At 74.4% G+C, this 15933-nt stretch carries 17 protein-coding genes; 11 read left to right on the top strand and 6 right to left on the bottom strand.

All coding sequences use genetic code 11. The features are described from left to right. Positions 1 to 426 (bottom strand): endonuclease III (gene nth, locus Q9S36_RS33225; RefSeq protein ID WP_311289095.1); only part of this gene is annotated, 426 nt, incomplete at its 3' end. 211 nt (positions 427 to 637) lie between these two features. Between nth and Q9S36_RS33220 the strand changes: the two genes are divergently transcribed. From Q9S36_RS33220 to Q9S36_RS33200, 5 genes are all read left to right on the top strand, one after another. Beyond that, positions 638 to 1315, top strand: coding sequence for a Crp/Fnr family transcriptional regulator (locus Q9S36_RS33220; RefSeq protein ID WP_056909367.1), 678 nt, complete (start codon positions 638 to 640; stop codon positions 1313 to 1315). A gap of 79 nt (positions 1316 to 1394) precedes the next feature. After that, a complete protein-coding gene (locus Q9S36_RS33215; protein ID WP_311289094.1) occupies positions 1395 to 1886 on the top strand; it encodes a SigE family RNA polymerase sigma factor in 492 nt (163 codons plus the stop codon). Next, the gene (locus Q9S36_RS33210; RefSeq protein WP_311289093.1) at positions 1883 to 3013 is read left to right on the top strand and encodes a hypothetical protein; all 1131 of its coding nucleotides are present in this window, start codon (positions 1883 to 1885) and stop codon (positions 3011 to 3013) included. Before Q9S36_RS33215 ends, Q9S36_RS33210 begins: the two co-directional genes overlap by 4 nt. A 72-nt stretch (positions 3014 to 3085) precedes the next feature. Beyond that, positions 3086 to 3583, top strand: coding sequence for a SigE family RNA polymerase sigma factor (locus Q9S36_RS33205; RefSeq protein ID WP_311289092.1), 498 nt, complete (start codon positions 3086 to 3088; stop codon positions 3581 to 3583). Continuing rightward, a complete protein-coding gene (locus Q9S36_RS33200; protein ID WP_311289091.1) occupies positions 3580 to 4881 on the top strand; it encodes a hypothetical protein in 1302 nt (433 codons plus the stop codon). Before Q9S36_RS33205 ends, Q9S36_RS33200 begins: the two co-directional genes overlap by 4 nt. A 1-nt stretch (position 4882) precedes the next feature. Here Q9S36_RS33200 and Q9S36_RS33195 read toward each other — a convergent pair whose 3' ends face one another. Continuing rightward, positions 4883 to 5419 (bottom strand): TIGR03086 family metal-binding protein, encoded by a 537-nt coding sequence (locus Q9S36_RS33195; protein ID WP_311289090.1) that lies wholly within the window; start codon positions 5417 to 5419, stop codon positions 4883 to 4885. A 106-nt stretch (positions 5420 to 5525) separates the two neighbouring features. Here Q9S36_RS33195 and Q9S36_RS33190 point away from each other — a divergent pair, with 106 nt between their 5' ends. Together Q9S36_RS33190 and Q9S36_RS33185 are read left to right on the top strand one after the other, a co-directional pair. After that, complete coding sequence (locus Q9S36_RS33190) at positions 5526 to 5816, top strand: DUF2249 domain-containing protein (RefSeq protein ID WP_311289089.1); 291 nt, start codon at positions 5526 to 5528, stop codon at positions 5814 to 5816. Further along, on the top strand, positions 5786 to 8389 hold the full coding sequence (locus Q9S36_RS33185; protein ID WP_311289088.1) for a multicopper oxidase domain-containing protein: 2604 nt from the start codon (positions 5786 to 5788) through the stop codon (positions 8387 to 8389). Before Q9S36_RS33190 ends, Q9S36_RS33185 begins: the two co-directional genes overlap by 31 nt. A 6-nt stretch (positions 8390 to 8395) precedes the next feature. On the opposite strand, the gene Q9S36_RS33180 is transcribed toward Q9S36_RS33185, so the two are convergent. Genes Q9S36_RS33180 through Q9S36_RS33165 form a run of 4 tightly spaced genes read right to left on the bottom strand, consistent with a single transcriptional unit; the run spans position 8396 to position 10689 of the window. Beyond that, positions 8396 to 9214, bottom strand: coding sequence for an MBL fold metallo-hydrolase (locus Q9S36_RS33180; protein ID WP_311289087.1), 819 nt, complete (start codon positions 9212 to 9214; stop codon positions 8396 to 8398). Next, complete coding sequence (locus tag Q9S36_RS33175) at positions 9211 to 10071, bottom strand: NUDIX hydrolase (protein ID WP_311289086.1); 861 nt, start codon at positions 10069 to 10071, stop codon at positions 9211 to 9213. Before Q9S36_RS33175 ends, Q9S36_RS33180 begins: the two co-directional genes overlap by 4 nt. A gap of 2 nt (positions 10072 to 10073) precedes the next feature. Beyond that, the gene (locus tag Q9S36_RS33170; RefSeq protein WP_311289085.1) at positions 10074 to 10529 is read right to left on the bottom strand and encodes a RidA family protein; all 456 of its coding nucleotides are present in this window, start codon (positions 10527 to 10529) and stop codon (positions 10074 to 10076) included. A gap of 1 nt (position 10530) precedes the next feature. Next, a complete protein-coding gene (locus tag Q9S36_RS33165; protein ID WP_200937926.1) occupies positions 10531 to 10689 on the bottom strand; it encodes a hypothetical protein in 159 nt (52 codons plus the stop codon). Between the two features lie 81 nt (positions 10690 to 10770). On the opposite strand from Q9S36_RS33165, the gene Q9S36_RS33160 reads away from it, so the two are divergent. The 4 genes from Q9S36_RS33160 to Q9S36_RS33145 all read left to right on the top strand — a co-directional run bounded on the left by Q9S36_RS33160 (position 10771) and on the right by Q9S36_RS33145 (position 15862). After that, positions 10771 to 11931 carry a sensor histidine kinase gene (locus Q9S36_RS33160; RefSeq protein WP_311289084.1) on the top strand — a complete coding sequence of 387 codons (1161 nt, stop codon included), beginning with the start codon at positions 10771 to 10773 and terminating at the stop codon, positions 11929 to 11931. After that, positions 11928 to 12593 carry a response regulator transcription factor gene (locus tag Q9S36_RS33155; RefSeq protein ID WP_311289083.1) on the top strand — a complete coding sequence of 222 codons (666 nt, stop codon included), beginning with the start codon at positions 11928 to 11930 and terminating at the stop codon, positions 12591 to 12593. Before Q9S36_RS33160 ends, Q9S36_RS33155 begins: the two co-directional genes overlap by 4 nt. Positions 12594 to 12701: 108 nt before the next feature. Beyond that, positions 12702 to 13448, top strand: coding sequence for an ABC transporter ATP-binding protein (locus Q9S36_RS33150; protein ID WP_311289082.1), 747 nt, complete (start codon positions 12702 to 12704; stop codon positions 13446 to 13448). Continuing rightward, positions 13448 to 15862: an FtsX-like permease family protein gene (locus tag Q9S36_RS33145; RefSeq protein ID WP_311289081.1), complete on the top strand. Its 2415-nt coding sequence runs from the start codon at positions 13448 to 13450 to the stop codon at positions 15860 to 15862. The genes Q9S36_RS33150 and Q9S36_RS33145 overlap by 1 nt, the downstream gene beginning before the upstream one ends. The last annotated feature ends 71 nt before the right edge of the window (positions 15863 to 15933 follow it).

Raw genomic sequence — 15933 nt, 5'->3', positions numbered from 1 at the left:
CCAGCCGAAGCGGCGGACCAGGCGCCCGAAGTGGGTGTCCACGGTGATGCCGGGCAAGCCGAACGCGTTGCCGAGGACGACGTTGGCGGTCTTGCGGCCCACGCCGGGCAGGGTGACGAGGTCGTCGAGGCGGTCGGGGACCTCGCCGTCGAAGGTGTCGACCAGCGCCTGGCTGAGCTTGAGGAGGGAGTCGGTCTTCTGGCGGAAGAAGCCGAGCGGGCCGAGGAGCTGCTCCATGTGCTCGCGCGGCGCCGCGGCCATCGCCTCGGGCGTCGGGTAGGCGGCGAACAGCGCGGGGCTCGCGGCGTTGACCCGGCGGTCGGTGGTCTGCGCGGAGATCACCGTGACGACCAGGCACTCGAAGGGGTTGGTGAAGTCGAGCTCGGCGGCGGCGTCGGGGTAGGTCTCGGCGAGGATCCGGTCCATCTTGCGGGCCCGCCGCACGAGGGACGTGTCGGGCTTGGGGATCTGGATCGGCACGGCCACGCGGCCAGCCTACGGTCCGGCTCCGACACCAGCGGCAGGGCCGCGACCCAACTCACGGGTGAGGACATTGCCGCTTGTGAGCCAGACCACGGCTAGGATCGTGCCCGATCCCGAGGGCTTGGCACGGGACGCACCTATCTGGAGGAACGACGTGGACACCGACGTGCTTCGTCAGGCACCGCTGTTCAGCTCGCTGGACGACGAGGCGGCGACCGCCCTGGGCGGTTCGATGGCCGAGACCACCCTGCGCCGTGGCGACGTCCTCTTCCACGAGGGCGACTCCGGCGACAAGCTCTACATCGTCACCGAGGGCAAGGTGAAGCTCGGTCGCTCCGCCGCCGACGGCCGCGAGAACCTGCTGGCCATCATGGGTCCCGGCCAGATGTTCGGCGAGCTCTCCCTCTTCGATCCCGGTCCGCGCTCCGCCACCGTCACCGCGGTCACCGACGCCACCTTCGCGTCGCTCTCGCACGACGACCTGCTCCGCTGGCTCGAGGGCCGCCCGCAGGTCGCCCGCGGCCTGCTCTCCCAGCTCGCGTCCCGCCTGCGCAAGTCCAACGACGTCGTGGCCGACCTGGTCTTCTCCGACGTCCCTGGTCGCGTCGCCAAGGCCCTGCTCGACCTCGCCGACCGGTTCGGCCGCACCGCCGACGACGGCGTCCACGTCCACCACGACCTCACCCAGGAGGAGCTCGCCCAGCTGGTCGGCGCCTCCCGCGAGACGGTCAACAAGGCGCTCGCCGACTTCGCCTCGCGCGGCTGGCTGCGCCTGGAGCCCCGCTCCGTGGTGATCATGGACCTCGAGCGGCTCTCCCGCCGGGCCCGCTGAGACGTCACCGGAACTTCTTCGCCCCACCTGACCCCCGCCGCGACGCCTGCGTGCGTCGTACGTCGTGAGGGGGTTGCCGATGACCGATCGATCCGGGTTCGACGAGTTCGTCCACGCGCGTGGACCCGCACTCGCCCGCACGGCCTACCTGCTCACCGGTGACCACCACCTCGCCGAGGACCTGGTGCAGGCGTCGCTGGTGCAGGCAGCCAAGCACTGGGAGCGGATCGAGACCTCGCCCGAGGCCTACGTCCGCCGCACGATGTACCACCAGAACATCTCGTGGTGGCGGCGGCGCAAGGTCGCCGAGACCCCGCTGGAGTCCTACGACGCCCCGGCGCCGGCGGTCGACCCGACGGTCCGGCTGACCCTCGAGCAGGCGCTGCGCCGGCTCACCCCGCGCCAGCGGACCGTGCTGGTGCTGCGCTACTTCGAGGACCTCACCGAGGTCCAGACGGCCACCGCGCTCGGGATCTCCAGCGGCGCGGTGAAGTCCATGTCGCGCCAGGCCCTGAAGCGGCTGCGCGACCTCGCACCCGAGCTTGCCGACCTGGTGGGAGCAGAGGCATGACCACTCAGCTGCGCGAGGAGCTCGACGCCCTCGCCCGGACCCAGACCTTCTCCCCCGACCCGTCGGCGTGGGACCGCGGCCGGCGAGCGCGGCGCAACTCCCGGGTCGTCCGCGCCGCGGCGGCGATGGCAGTCGTGGCTGCAGCCGTCGGCGCGGGCACCCTCTCCCTGCGGCCGGACGCGACCGGCCCGGCCGGCGGCGTCGTGCCTGAGGGGGCGCTCCCCAGCGTGGTCCCGCAGGCGGAGGGAGACGTCCTGACCGACCTCGCGATCGGCCGCGCGTCCGTGGCCTACGTCGACGGATCGGCGCAGCCCGTGCTGGTCGACGCCAGCACCGGGACGGCGCACGAGGTCGACCTGCCCGACTTCCCGACGGCGGAGGTGTTCGACCTGTCGGAGGACGTCCGGGTCGGTCCGTGGCTGGCGCTGTCGCCCGACGGCACGCGGCTCGCGTACCCCACGGCGACGGTCGTGGACGACCCCGGACGGCCGCGCTCCTTCCAGGTCGCCTGGTTCCGCGTCGTCGACCTCACCACCGGCAAGACCGAGCTCGTCGCCCTTCCCGAGTGCGGGCCCACGCCGCGAGCAATGACGTGGACGCCCGACGGTGCGATCGCCATCGACGCGATGGGCCGTCCCTCCTTCGAGGAGAGCAACCCGGGGGTCGTCAGCTGCACCGTGGACCCCGTGGCCGACAGCTCCGGCTCGAAGCCGTTGCTCGGGGTCACCGCGCCGGGGGGTGGGGTCAGCGCGACCTTCCTCGGTTCGGACGTGCGCTACGAGGACCTCGTGGAGGGCCGGGCGCCTGACCCGGACGCTGTCGTCGACGCCGTGCCGTTCGTGACGTCCTCCCGCGAGGACCTCGACCGCCCCCTTCCTTCGGACACGTATCCCGGCGGCGCCACCGTCGTGCCGGTCGGGTGGGCTGACAACAGCCTCCTCGTCGCACAGGTGGGCAGCGACGTCGTCCTGCTCACCTCACCCGACCGACCCGAGTCCGAGTGGCTCTGGCGGACCGTGATCAGCGACGTCCCGGTCTCCGAGGGCGGGCTGAGCATCGCGGTCGACCTGGTCCCCGACCTCACCGGCGACCCGGATCAGGAGCTCACGCACGACTTCGGGAGCTGACCGGGATTTCCTAGGATCCGTGCCACCCGGCACGACGCCGGCCCGCGTCGTACGTCGTGAAGGGGGGTCCGGGTGATCACTGACGACGAGGCGGGCTTCGCCGAGTTCGTGGCGGCACGCCAGGCGGCGCTGTCCCGGACGGCGTACCTGCTGACGGGCGACCACCACCTCGCCCAGGACCTGGTGCAGGCGGCGCTGCTCCAGGCGGCGCGACACTGGGGCCGGATCCACACCTCGCCCGAGGCCTACGTCCGGCGCGCGATGTACCACCAGAACATCTCGTGGTGGCGCCGCCGCCGGGTCGCCGAGACCGCCCTCGGGCACCACGACAGCGCCCTCGCCGCCACCGACACCGACCTGCGCCTCACCCTCGACCAGGCGCTGGCCCGCCTCACCCACAAGCAGCGCACCGTGCTGGTGCTGCGCTTCTACGAGGACCTCACCGAGGTGGAGACGGCGCGCGCGCTCGGGCTCTCGACCAGCACGGTGAAGTCCACGACCCGGCAGGCGCTCACCCGGCTCCGGGTGCTCGAGCCCGAGCTGGCCGAGCTGATCGGAGCAGACGCATGAACGACCTCCGCACGTCCCTCCACCGCGTGGCCGACGCGGTCGAGCCGCTGCCCGTCGACGACGACCTCTGGCAGCGCGGGCAGCGCGCCCGGCGGAGGGCACAGGTCCTCGCCGTCGCGGCAGTGGTGGCCGTCCTCGCCTCCCTCGGCGGCGTGGTCACGCTCGTCTCCACCGACCGCGAGGCGCGTACGGCGACCGCGCCCGACGTGCCGGGCGGCGCCATCCCCAGCACGATCATGGACCTCACGGACCTCCGAACCTCCGACGAGCTCACTGTCGGTCGTGCCTCGGTCGCCTTCGTCAGCGACGACGGCAGGGCGGTCGTGGTCACGGCGCGTGACGGCGAGTACCACGCGCCCGACCTGCCGGGCTGGGACGGCGGGCTGCTGGACCTCAGCCCCGACGGGACCCACCTCAGCTGGACCATCGACACCGACCCCGAAGGACGACCGCGTGACGGGTTCGCGCTGGCGGACCTCGAGAGCGGTGACCTGAGGCTCATGTCGAGCGGCGCGACGGGATCGATCACCCCCGACGGGATCTCGTGGGCACCCTCGAGCCAGTGGCTGACCTGGTACGCCGACGACGCCGTGACGCGGACGAACATCACCTCCCACTCCCAGGAGACATCCGTCGTCGGCAAGGAGGTCGAGTGGGCGGCGGTGGACGACGACGGCCTCGTGACGTTCTATGCCGACGGGCCGCGTCAGTGGGCCGCGGACGGCGGGACCTACGGACGCAAGAGGATGGCCGGCGACCACGCCTTCGACGGCGCCCGCCGGGGCCGCAACGACGCCGCGATCGCATCTCCCGACGGCACGACGGTCGCACTCTCCTCGCATGCGGCCGTGTCGGCGGTGGACTTCCTGGGCACGGACCGCTTCGAGGAGCGGACGCTCGCGACCGACCTCTACCCCGACGGCGCCGTCGTGCGTCCCCTCGGCTGGGCCACCGACACGCTCGTCCTGGCCCAGGTCGACGGGCCGCCCGGCTCGTACGTCGAGGGTCCGCACCTGGCCCTCTTCAGCGCCCCCAACGCGCCAGAGCGGCAGTGGACCTACCGGGTGGTGAGCCGCGAGGTCCCGGACCAGGACGTCAGCATCGCGGTCGACCTCGTCCCTGACCTCGACGGCACGCCCTCGCAGCTGCTGACCCACGACTTCGACGCTCGGGACGGGGTCGACGATCCGCTCGCGCCGATGGGCATCGAGCTGTCGCTGTTCATCGGCCTCGGCGTCGCCGCCGCGATCGCCGTCCTCATGGCGCTCCGCTGGCTGTGGCGCCGCCTGCTCGGGTGAGTCAGGCGCGCGGGTCGCGGCCGGCGAACGCGGCGAGCCGGTCGTAGGCCGACGCGTCCGTGCCGACCTCCACCTCCGGTGCGAACGCCCCCTCGCGGTTCTCGTCGGTCAGCCCCTGCCGCATGAAGGCCGCGGCCCGCTCGGCCACCTCGTCGTCGAGGGGCTGCGGCCGGCCCAGCGCCCGGACCAGGTCCCACGTGTGCACACCGATCTCCGCGGTCGGCATGTCGGCCTGCGGCGCCCGGTCGTCCGGCTGGTCGTGCCAGTGGTGGAGCAGGTCGTCGCCGTGGTTGCGGAAGTGGCCGGCCCACTGCCCGTCCGGGACGTCGGCCGGCGCCGCCCAGTCCACGTCCTCGCCCCGTGCGTGCTGCAGGAAGTGCTCGGGCGCGGCGGCGAGGTGGGCGGCGAGCTGCCGGACCGACCAGTCACCGCACGGCGTCGGGCGGTCCCAGTCGTCGGCGTGGATGGAGGCGAGGGCGTCGCCGGCCTGGTCGAGGGCGCGCGAGAGGACGACGACAGCCTGGTGCGGAGTGGCCATGGCACCACTCCACCGCCAACCGGACCGGCACGCAAGGGTCGGTCGCGGAGGCAACCGGGACCTTCGCCCCTTTTTCCACCGCTCCGCACCGGGTGAGCATGCGTCCATGACCCCTGACCTGCCCCTGATCGAGAACGACCACGCCTGCGCCTGCGGGGAGCACGACGCGGCCCACCCCGAGCTGGACGCGCGCGTGATCCCGCACGCGCTGCGGCACGGCGCCATCCTGGGGGCACTGTCCCGGGTGCGCCCGGGATCGGCGATGGTGCTGGTCGCGCCGCACGACCCCCTGCCGTTGCTCGCCGAGATCGACCGCGAGGAGAACGGCGCGATCGCGGTGACCTACCTCGCCGAAGGGCCCGAGGCGTGGCGCCTGCTCCTGACCCGCGCGGCCTGACGGCACCGCCCGCGCGACCGCAGCAGGCGCGCGGCTCATGGGGGCTGCGCGACCGTCCGGGCGTGCTGTGGCTGGTCCTGGCGGTGCTGGTCGCACTGGCCCACCCGTGGGTGCCCGACGCCGTGTGGCTGCTCACCCACCTCGTGCTGCTGGGCGCGATGACCCACTCGGCGATGGTGTGGAGCACCCACTTCGCCGTGACGATCCTCAAGTCACCCCCGACGATCGACGACCGCCGGGTCCAGTCCCGGCGGCTGCTGCTCCTCCTCGTCGGCACCACGATGGTGGTCGTCGGCGTCCCCACCACCTGGTGGCCGCTGACCCTTGCCGGCGCGGTCACCGTCAGCACCGCGGTCGGGTGGCACGCCGTCCAGCTCGTACGACGCCTGCGCCGCGCGCTGCCCGGACGCTTCCGGGTGACCGTCCGGTTCTACGTCGCCGCTGCCGCCTGCCTGCCGGTCGGCGCCACCTTCGGCGTCCTGCTCGCCCGCCAGCCGGCCGACCCGTGGCACGGGCGGCTGCTCGCCGCGCACGTCGCGACCATGGCGCTCGGCTGGCTCGGGCTCACCATGACCGGCACCTTGGTAACCCTCTGGCCCACCATGCTCCGCACCCGGATGGACGACCGCGCCGAGCGGCTGGCCCGCCAGTCCCTGCCGGTCTTCCTCGTCGCCCTCCTCGTCATCGACGCCACCGCGCTGGCGGGGCTGGCCGTCGGCACCGCCGCCGGCATCGTGCTGTGGCTGGCGGCGCTCGCCTGGTGGGGCCGTGCCCTGGCCGCACCCCTGCGTCGGCGTCCGCCCCGCGAGCTCGGACCCGCGTCGGTCGGGCTGGCCCTGCTGTGGCTCGCCGGCGGACTCGTCGCGGCCGCGGTGACGGTCGCGACCCGCGGGGTCGACGACCTGGGCGACCTCGCGGGCCGGATCGCGGCGGTGGTCGCCGCCGGGTTCGGCCTCCAGCTCCTCACCGGCGCGCTCAGCCACCTCGTCCCCAGCGTCCTCGGCGGGGGTCCCAGCGTCGTACGGGCTGGGCAGCGCTGGCTGGAGAAGGGTGCCGTCGCCCGGCTCACGCTGGTCAACGGCGGCCTCCTGGTCTGCCTGTTGCCCGTGCCGTCGACGGTCCGCGTGGTCGCGTCCGTGCTGGTGCTGCTGGCCTTCGCCGCGTTCGTCCCGCTCATGCTGCGCGGCATCCGCGCCGCGGTGGCGGCCCGCCGCGCCCTGGTGGCCGGCGAGCCGGTCGAGACGCCCGAGCGCCCCGCGTGGTCGCTCGGCCAGCTCGCCGCGGCGACCAGCGCGCTCGCGCTGGTCGTGGCGGTCGCCGGTGTGCTGGCGGGCCCGGCCGCCTCCTCCGACCTGACGGCCGGGGCGGCGCCGACCGGCGAGACCACCACGGTCCGCGTGGAGGCGAAGGACATGGCCTTCCACCCGTCGACGATCGACGTGCCGGCCGGCGACCGCCTGGTCGTCGAGCTGGTCAACACCGACGACGAGGACACCCACGACCTCGTGCTGCCCAGCGGCGCCCACACGAAGCGGCTCGCCCCCGGCGACAGCGCGACCCTCGACGTCGGCGTGGTGGGCGCGTCCACCGAGGGCTGGTGCTCGGTCGTGGGACACCGCCGGATGGGGATGGTCCTCACCATCCGGGTCGGGTCCGACGAGCCGGCCCCGGCCGCCGACCACACCCACGTCGCGCACGGCTCGGGCCACGACGCGGCGGCCACCTCACCGGCGTACGACGCGACGCTCCCGCCGGTGCGCGGCCGGGTGCACCGGGTCGACCTCACGATCGACGAGACGGTCCTCGAGGTGGCGCCTGGCGTGTGGCAGCGACGGTGGACCTTCGACGGGCAGGCGCCGGGACCGGTCCTGCGCGGCCGGGTCGGGGACCGGTTCGTGGTCACGGTGCACAACGCCGCGGAGATGACGCACTCGATCGACTTCCACGCCGGCGAGCGGGCGCCCGACGAGGTGATGGGCGCGATCCCGCCGGGCGGGAGCCTGGTCTACCGGTTCACCGCGCGCCGGGCCGGGATCTGGATGTACCACTGCTCGACGATGCCGATGAGCAGCCACATCGCGGCCGGCCTCGCCGGAGCGGTCGTCATCGAGCCGCCGGGCCTCGCGCCCGTCGACCACGAGTGGGTCCTGGTCGGTTCCGAGACCTTCCTCGGCGAGGACACGACCCGGGCGGGCGCCGACGAGGTCGACGACGCCGCCGTGGCTGCCGAGGAGCCGGACCACGTGGCGTTCAACGGCCGTGCCTTCCAGTACGACACCGAGCCGCTGCGAGCCCGGGTCGGCGAGCGGGTGCGGGTGTGGGTGCTCGACGCCGGACCCAACCGCCCGATGGCCTTCCACGTCGTGGGCGAGCAGCTCGACGCCACCTGGAACGAGGGCGCGTGGACGCTCCGGCCCGGCACGAGCGGGGGCGCGCAGGTGCTGCCGCTCCTCCCGGCGCAGGGTGGTTTCGCCGAGCTCACCTTCGACGAGCCGGGGCGCTTCCCCTTCGTCAACCACGTCATGGTCGACGCCGAGCGCGGTCAGCACGGCGTGGTCGAGGTGACGCGGTGAGGACGGTCAGCGCTCGGTGAGGTACGCCAGCTGCGCCCGCACCGAGAGCTCGGCCGCCCCCCACAGCACCGGGTCGACGTCGGCGTAGACGATCTCGACGATCGCGCGCGGCAGCGTCTCGTGGGGGAAGGCGCCGCCCTCGCGCGCGACGGCGTGCAGGTCGCGCAGCGCCTGCCGGACCTGGTCGAGGCGCTGCTCGCGGTGGGCGAGGTAGAGGTCGAGCGCGCCGAGGGCGTCGTCGATCACCGGACCGTGCCCGGGCCAGACGGTGCTGATGCCCTGCTCCCCGCAGAGCGCGTGGAGCCGCTGCAGGGAGGAGAGGTACGCCCCGAGCTGGCCGTCGGGGTGCGCCACCACGGTGGTGCCCCGCCCCAGGACGGTGTCGCCGGTGAGCACCGCGCGGTCCTGCGGGACCACGAACGACAGGGAGTCGGAGGTGTGGCCGGGCGTCGCGACGACGTGCACCTCGAGGCCGCCGACCGCGACCACGTCGCCCTCGCCGAGGCCCTCCGACCCGAGGCGGTAGGCGGGGTCCAGTGCTCGTACGCCGCACCCGTGCCGCTCGGCGTACTCGCGGGCGGCCTCGCTGTGGTCGGCGTGGTGGTGGGTCAGCAGGACGACCGCGACATCGCCGGCGGCCGCGTCGATCGCGTCGAGGTGCGCGGGGATCGAGGGCCCCGGGTCGACCACCACCGACCGTGACGAGTCCGGGTCGCGCAGCACCCAGGTGTTGGTGCCGTCGAGGGTCATGATGTCGGCGTTGGGCGCCAGGACGCACTGCCCCGTCGTGCCGAAGGACCCGCCGGCCCACGGCTCCTGGGTCATCGGGCCGCCATCAGGGCGGCGTAGTGCGGCGGCGTGGAGAGGATGAACTCGTCGCCGTCGGCCACCACCTCGGGCATGAACATCTCGACGGTCCGCCCCTGCGCCGCGGCGAGCACGGCGTCGGGGTCGGGGTGCTGGGCGACGTCGAGGCAGGTCAGCCAGGTCGGCGGCAGCATGAGGATCTGCTGCTGCTCGACCTGGTCGACGGCCTCCTGCGCGCCGAGCCAGGAGACCGAGGAGGACTCCGAGGACACGTCGCGGGTGACCTGGCCCTCGGGCAGCCGGGCGACGAAGAACCACGTGCGGTAGCGGCGCGGCTCGAAGACCGGGGTCAGCCAGCCGGACCAGGCGCCGAGCAGGTCGGTGCGCAGGACCAGCGTGCGCTTCTCCAGGAACTCGGTCAGCGAGGTCTCGCGCGACTCGAGGGCGACCCGGTCGGCCTCCCAGTCCTCCCCGGTGGTGTCGGCGACGACCTCGTCGGCGCTGGGCCCGGCGAGCAGCACCGACGACTCCTCGAAGGTCTCCCGCGCGGCGGCGCACACGAGCGCACGCGCCTGGGGCTCGTCGCAGCCGAGGCGGGCCGCCCATTCCGCCGGCGACGGGCCGGCCCAGAGGCCGCGGTCGACGAGCTCGTCGTCGAAGTCGCGGGGGTCGACACCCCCACCGGGGAAGACGCACATCCCGCCGGCGAAGGCCATCGACGTCTGCCGGCGCAGGAGGTAGACCTCGGAGCCCGACGCCCCGGGACGCAGCAGCACCACCGTGGCCGCGTCACGCGGCTCGGCGGGCGTCGCGCCGCCCTCGGCGTACGACCGGGCCTGGGCGACGAGCGCCTCCGGGAGGGGCAGGCGCTCCACCGTCAGACCTCGACGATGATCTCGACCTCGACCGGGACGTCGAGCGGCAGCACCGGCACACCGACGGCGGAGCGGGCGTGCAGGCCGGCGTCGCCGAAGACCTCGCCGAGCAGCTCGGAGGCACCGTTGGCGACCTTCGGCTGGCCCGTGAAGTCGGGCGTCGAGGCCACGAAGACGACGACCTTCACGATGCGCTTGACGTCGTCGAGGGAGCCGATCTCGGCCTTCACCGCGGCGAGCGCGTTGAGGGCGCACTGGCGCGCGCACTCGTAGCCTTGCTCCTCGGTGACCGCGCCGCCGACCTTGCCGACCGCGACCATCTCACCGTCGCGCGCGGGCAGCTGGCCGGCGGTGAAGACGAGGTTCCCGGTGCGGGCGGTGGGCTGGTAGGCCGCGACCGGCGGGACGACCTCGGGGACGGTGATGCCCAGCTCGGCGAGACGAGCCTCGGCACCCATCTCAGGCACCCTGTCCGGGACGCTTGAGGAAGGCGACCAGGCCGCCCTGGGCGTTGGTGTGGATGGCCACCAGCTCCCAGCCGTCCTGGCCGAAGTTGTTGAGCATCAGGGCTTCGTTGTGGAGCGGAATCGGCGCCACCTGGTATTCCCACTTCGTCATGGCTCGCACCCTACTCGGGGCGGACGGCCGTCCTCCCGTGGGCGGACGTGCGACCGCGCGCAGCCGTCTAACGTCTGCACCATGGCGTCGACGGCGGAGCTGCACCCCTGGCGCCTCGGCCCGCGCGGGCGACGCTGGTTCGACGTGCTGCTGGTCGCCGGCCTGCTGCTCCTCGTCATGGGCCACGTGGTCGCCGGCCAGGTGCCCTCCGTCGCGTTCTCGGTGGCCGAGCTGGTGCCGCTGCTGTGGCGGCGGCGTCACGCGTGGCCGGTGTTCCTGGCCGTCGCCGCGCTCAGCGCCGCGCAGGCCGCGGTCGTGGCCGAGCCGACGGTCGGCCAGCTCGCGTTCCCGGTCGCGGTCTACTCCGTGGCGCGCTGGGCCCCGCGCTGGCAGGGCGTCACCGCGCTCGTGGTGGGGTACGCCGGCGCGGCGGTGGCGTCGACCCGCTGGCTGATCGGCTTCGGTGCCGGCGACCTCACCGCCTCCAACCTCGCCCCCTACGGCGTGACCATCAGCGCGATCGTGACCGCGGCCTGGGCGCTGGGCTTCGCCGCGCAGTCGCGGGAGAAGTACGTCGCCTCGCTGGTCGCCCGCGCCGAGCAGGCCGAGCGGATGGCCGAGCGCGAGGTCGAGCTGGCCGCCCGCGACGAGCGGTCCCGGATCGCCCGGGAGATGCACGACGTGGTCGCCCACGGGCTGTCGGTGATCGTGATCCAGGCCGACGGCGCGCGCTACGCCGCGGCCAAGGACCCCGGCGTCGCGGTCGGCACCCTCGAGACGATCTCGACGACCGGCCGCGAGGCGCTCACGGAGATGCGCCGGCTGCTGGGACTGCTGCGCGACGGCGACACCGGGGTCGCGCCGCAACCCGGGCTGGACGACGTACGCCACCTGGTGGACGAGGCGCGGGCCGCCGGGACGCCGGTCGAGGCCGACCTCCCGTCGGCGCCCGTCGACGTGCCCGACGGCGTCGGGCTGGCGGCGTACCGCATCGTGCAGGAGGCGCTGACCAACGTGCGCAAGCACGCCGGCCCCGGAGCCGCTGCCTCGGTGCGGGTGGAGGTCGGGCGCCAGGTGGAGGTCGAGGTGCGCGACGACGGGCGCGGGGCGGCCGCACCGTCCGACGGCCACGGGCTGGGCCTGGTGGGGATGCGCGAGCGGGCGGCCGTGCACGGCGGCACGCTCCGGGCGGGGCCGGCGCCCGGCGGCGGGTTCGCGGTGTCTGCGAGGCTGCCGCTGTGAGCGAGCCGATCCGGGTCTTCCTCGTGGACGACCAGCAGATGGTGCGCGCCGGCTTCCGGATGCTGGTCGAGAGCCAGGACGACATGGTCGTCGTCGGCGAGGCCGGCGACGGCGGTGAGGCGCTGGCCCAGCTCGCCGTCACCGCCGCCGACGTGGTGCTGATGGACGTCCGGATGCCGCGGCTCGACGGCGTCGAGGCAACCCGCCGGCTGCTCGCCGGCCCGACACCGCCGCGCGTCATCGTGCTGACGACCTTCGACCTCGACGAGTACGCCTTCGCCGCCATCCGGGCCGGCGCCTCCGCCTTCCTGCTCAAGGACGCCGCCCCGCCCGACCTGCTGGGCGCGATCCGGGCCGTGCAGGCCGGCGACGCCGTCGTCGCACCCAGCACCACGCGCCGGCTGCTCGACCACTTCGCGGCGCTGCCCGACCCGGCCCCGCCCGCCGCCACGGACGACCGGCTCGCCCTCCTCACCGAGCGCGAGGTCGAGGTGCTGACCCTCATCGCCCGCGGGCTGAGCAACACCGAGATCGCCGTCGACCTCGTCGTCGCCGAGACCACCGTCAAGACCCACGTCGGACGGATCCTCGCCAAGACCGGCTCGCGCGACCGGGTCCAGCTCGTCGTCCTCGGCTACGAGTCGGGCCTCGTCACCCCCTGACGTCCTCCCCAGGTCGTACGACGACCGGCCGGGTCCGCCCGCGGACCGATCGACGGTCCGTCCCGCAGGCCGACGATCGGACGGCCGCGGACGACGAGCGTTGTCCCCATGACGACCACACTCACCCACCAGACGACGGCCGCCAGCGCGCGCGGCCTCACCCGCACCTACGGCGACGGCGACAGCGCCGTCCACGCGCTGCGCGGCATCGACCTCGACCTCCCCGCCGGCCGGTTCACCGCGATCATGGGGCCGAGCGGGTCCGGCAAGTCCACGCTGATGCATTGCCTGGCCGGCCTCGACGCGGCCACGGCGGGCGCGGTCACGGTCGCCGGCCGCGACCTCGCCGGGCTCGACGACACCGCGCTGACCCTCTTCCGCCGCGAGCACATCGGGTTCGTCTTCCAGGCCTTCAACCTGCTCCCGATGCTCACGGCCGGCCAGAACATCCTGCTCCCGCTGGAGCTCGCCGGGCGGCAGGTCGACCGCGAGCGCTACGACCAGGTGGTCGGCGTGCTCGGCCTCGCCGACCGCCTCGGCCACCTGCCCAGCGAGCTCTCCGGCGGCCAGCAGCAGCGCGTCGCCATCGCCCGCGCCCTGGTCACCCAGCCCGACATCGTCTTCGCCGACGAGCCGACCGGCAACCTCGACAGCGAGGCCAGCGCCGAGGTCCTCGGCCACCTCCGCCGCTCGGTCCGCGAGCTCGGGATGACGGTCGTCATGGTCACCCACGAGCTCGACGCGGCGTCGTACGCCGACGACGTCATGGTCATCCACGACGGCGCCGTGAGCGCGCACCTCACCGACCCCGGCCAGGACGAGCTGGTCGCCGCGCTGCGCGGGCGGAGCGCCTGATGCGCGGCGTGCTGCTCGCGTCGCTGCGCTACCACACGCGCCGCTACGTCGCCGCCGCGCTCGCCGTGGTCATCGGCGTCGCCTTCGTCGTGGTCACCGGCATGCTGACCGGCGCCACCCGTGACGGCCTGACCGCCGACGTCGGCGCGCCGGTCGCCGCGGTGGACCACGTGGTCACCGTCGACGACGCGAAAGCCGCGGCCCGGCTCGTCGACACCGGCGCCGAGCGCGGGATCCCCGCGCTGACGCTGGGGTACGCCATGGAGGGCGTGAGCCGCGACGGCGTCCAGCTCTCGGCGTCCGCGGACATCGCCGAGGTCTCCCTCGATCCGGCCCTGCAGTGGCAGGACCTCGAGGACGGCCGGTTCCCCACGGCGGCCGACGAGGCCGTGGCCGACGTCAACGCCGCCAAGAGCACCGACGTCGGAATCGGCGACGTGGTGACCATCGGCACCGGCGAGGCGGCTGCCGAGGTGGAGGTGGTCGGGCTCGTCGACAGCCCGGCGGCGATGGGCGCCGCGCTCTACGTGCCCTGGGAGGTCCTCGACCGGTTCCGCGGCACGCTGTGGGTCGACGCCGTCGCCTGGGGCGGCTCGCCCGGGGTCGCCACGGAGGTCGTGCCGGCCGCGACCGTGGAGGCCGCCGACGAGTGGGTCGCCGCCCGCCAGGCCGAGATCTCGCGCGGCGTCGACGTGCTCGCCGTCATGGCGCTGGTCTTCGTCTTCATCGCGCTGTTCGTCGGCGTGATGGTCATCACCAACACCTTCGCCATCCTCTTCGCCCAGCGGATGCGCGACTTCGCGCTGCTGCGGTGCGTCGGCGTCACGCGCCGGCAGCTGCGGCGGGCGGTGCGGCTCGAGGCGCTGGCGCTCGGGCTGGTCGCGTCCGCGCTGGGCGTCGCGGCCGGTGTCGCGGTCGGCCACGGCCTGGTCGCGCTGGTCCGGCACTGGTACGCCGACATGGGCAGCGCGTCCCTCGACCCGCTCTGGACCGGCGGAGGGTTCGTCATCGGTCTGGTTGTGACGCTCCTCGCCGCGTGGCTCCCGACCCGCAGCGCGACGAAGGTCGCCCCGCTGGCGGCGCTGCGACCCGACACGGGGGTCGACGTACGCTCCGCCGCCGGTCGCTGGCGGCTCGCGCTCGCCGTGCTCTTCCTGGCCGGCGGGACGTTCCTGCTCGTCGCCTCCGTGGTCTCGCACACGGTTCCGGTCATGCTGCTCGGCGGCGGTGCCGCGTTCATCGGCGTGCTGCTGCTCGGACCGGTGCTGGTGCCCGCGCTCATCCGTGCGGTCGGCCGGCTCGTCGGACGCGGCCCGGTGCGGCAGCTCGCCACCGGCAACGCGGTGCGCAACCCACGCCGTACGGCGACCACCGCCGCGTCGCTGCTCATCGGGGTCACCCTCACCACGGCCGTGCTCACCGGGCTCGCGTCCACGCGCACCGAGCTCGACCGCGAGATGGACCAGGAGTACCCGCTCGACGCGACCATCACCGCGGTCGACGTCCCGCTCGCGGCCGACCTGGCCGAGCGGGCCGGTGCCGTCGACGGCGTCGCGGACGTGGTCGCACTGGACGGGACGATGGCGAGCATCGGACCGGTCACGGTGCCGCTGGTGGGGGTCGACGACCGACCCGGCGTGGTCCGCGGGCCCGACGACCTGGCCCCGGCCGACGACGTGCTGCTGCTGCCGTACGACGTCGTCGAGGAGCTCCCGCGCAGGCTCGGCGACCGCGTGTGGGACGACCACGAGCTGACCGTGACCGTCGGCGGACGTGACCACACGGTGCGGGTCGAGCCCACCTCGGGCTGGGGTCGCGCCGGGATCGTCTCGGCCACCACGCTGGCCGCCCTCGACTCCTCGCCCCAGCCCACGGCCGTGTGGGTGCGGGCGGAGGACGGCGCCGACGCCGAGGACCTCCGCGGCGACCTCGCCGCGCTCGCCGGGGCGTCCGGCGCCGGGCTCGACGGGGGCTACGGCAACCGCGCCTGGGTGGGGCTCCAGGTCGACGTGATGACCGGCGCGGTCGTCGGCCTGCTCGGCATCGCGATCGTGATCGCGCTGGTCGGGATCGCCAACACGCTCGGCCTGTCCGTCCTCGAGCGGAGCCGGGAGAACGCGCTCCTGCGGGCGATGGGCCTGACCCGCCGGCAGCTGCGCCGCGCGATGGCGGCCGAGGGGCTGCTGCTGTCCGGGGTGGCCACGGTCCTCGGGACGGCGCTCGGGCTGGTCTTCGCCTGGGTCGGCGTCGAGGTGCTGATCGGCACCGTCGTCGACGACGTCTCGCTGACCGTCCCGGCGCTGCAGGTGACCGCGGTGGCGGTGGTGGCCGCGCTGGCCGGTCTCGGCGCGTGCGTCGTACCGGCGCGCCGGGCGGCACGGGTCACGCCGGCGGCCGGGCTGGCGCTCGACTGAGCGCCGCACCCGGTGGTTGAGGTGCGAGCGCAGCCACCCGGTGGTTGAGGTGCGAGCGCAGCGAGCCTCGA

The organism is Microbacterium sp. ARD31 (assembly GCF_031844425.1).
This window is presented reverse-complemented; position numbering and strand designations above follow the sequence as displayed.

What these genes read in the sequence shown, in the direction of transcription:
- Q9S36_RS33200 (WP_311289091.1), top strand. Translation starts at nt 3,580, where the DNA reads ATGAACGACCTCCGCACGTCCCTCCACCGCGTGGCCGACGCGGTCGAG.
- Q9S36_RS33190 (WP_311289089.1), top strand. Translation starts at nt 5,526, where the DNA reads ATGACCCCTGACCTGCCCCTGATCGAGAACGACCACGCCTGCGCCTGC.
- Q9S36_RS33145 (WP_311289081.1), top strand. Translation starts at nt 13,448, where the DNA reads ATGCGCGGCGTGCTGCTCGCGTCGCTGCGCTACCACACGCGCCGCTAC.
- Q9S36_RS33195 (WP_311289090.1), bottom strand. Translation starts at nt 5,419, where the DNA reads ATGGCCACTCCGCACCAGGCTGTCGTCGTCCTCTCGCGCGCCCTCGAC.
- Q9S36_RS33165 (WP_200937926.1), bottom strand. Translation starts at nt 10,689, where the DNA reads ATGACGAAGTGGGAATACCAGGTGGCGCCGATTCCGCTCCACAACGAA.
- Q9S36_RS33215 (WP_311289094.1), top strand. Translation starts at nt 1,395, where the DNA reads ATGACCGATCGATCCGGGTTCGACGAGTTCGTCCACGCGCGTGGACCC.
- Q9S36_RS33150 (WP_311289082.1), top strand. Translation starts at nt 12,702, where the DNA reads ATGACGACCACACTCACCCACCAGACGACGGCCGCCAGCGCGCGCGGC.
- Q9S36_RS33210 (WP_311289093.1), top strand. Translation starts at nt 1,883, where the DNA reads ATGACCACTCAGCTGCGCGAGGAGCTCGACGCCCTCGCCCGGACCCAG.
- Q9S36_RS33160 (WP_311289084.1), top strand. Translation starts at nt 10,771, where the DNA reads ATGGCGTCGACGGCGGAGCTGCACCCCTGGCGCCTCGGCCCGCGCGGG.
- Q9S36_RS33180 (WP_311289087.1), bottom strand. Translation starts at nt 9,214, where the DNA reads ATGACCCAGGAGCCGTGGGCCGGCGGGTCCTTCGGCACGACGGGGCAG.
- Q9S36_RS33170 (WP_311289085.1), bottom strand. Translation starts at nt 10,529, where the DNA reads ATGGGTGCCGAGGCTCGTCTCGCCGAGCTGGGCATCACCGTCCCCGAG.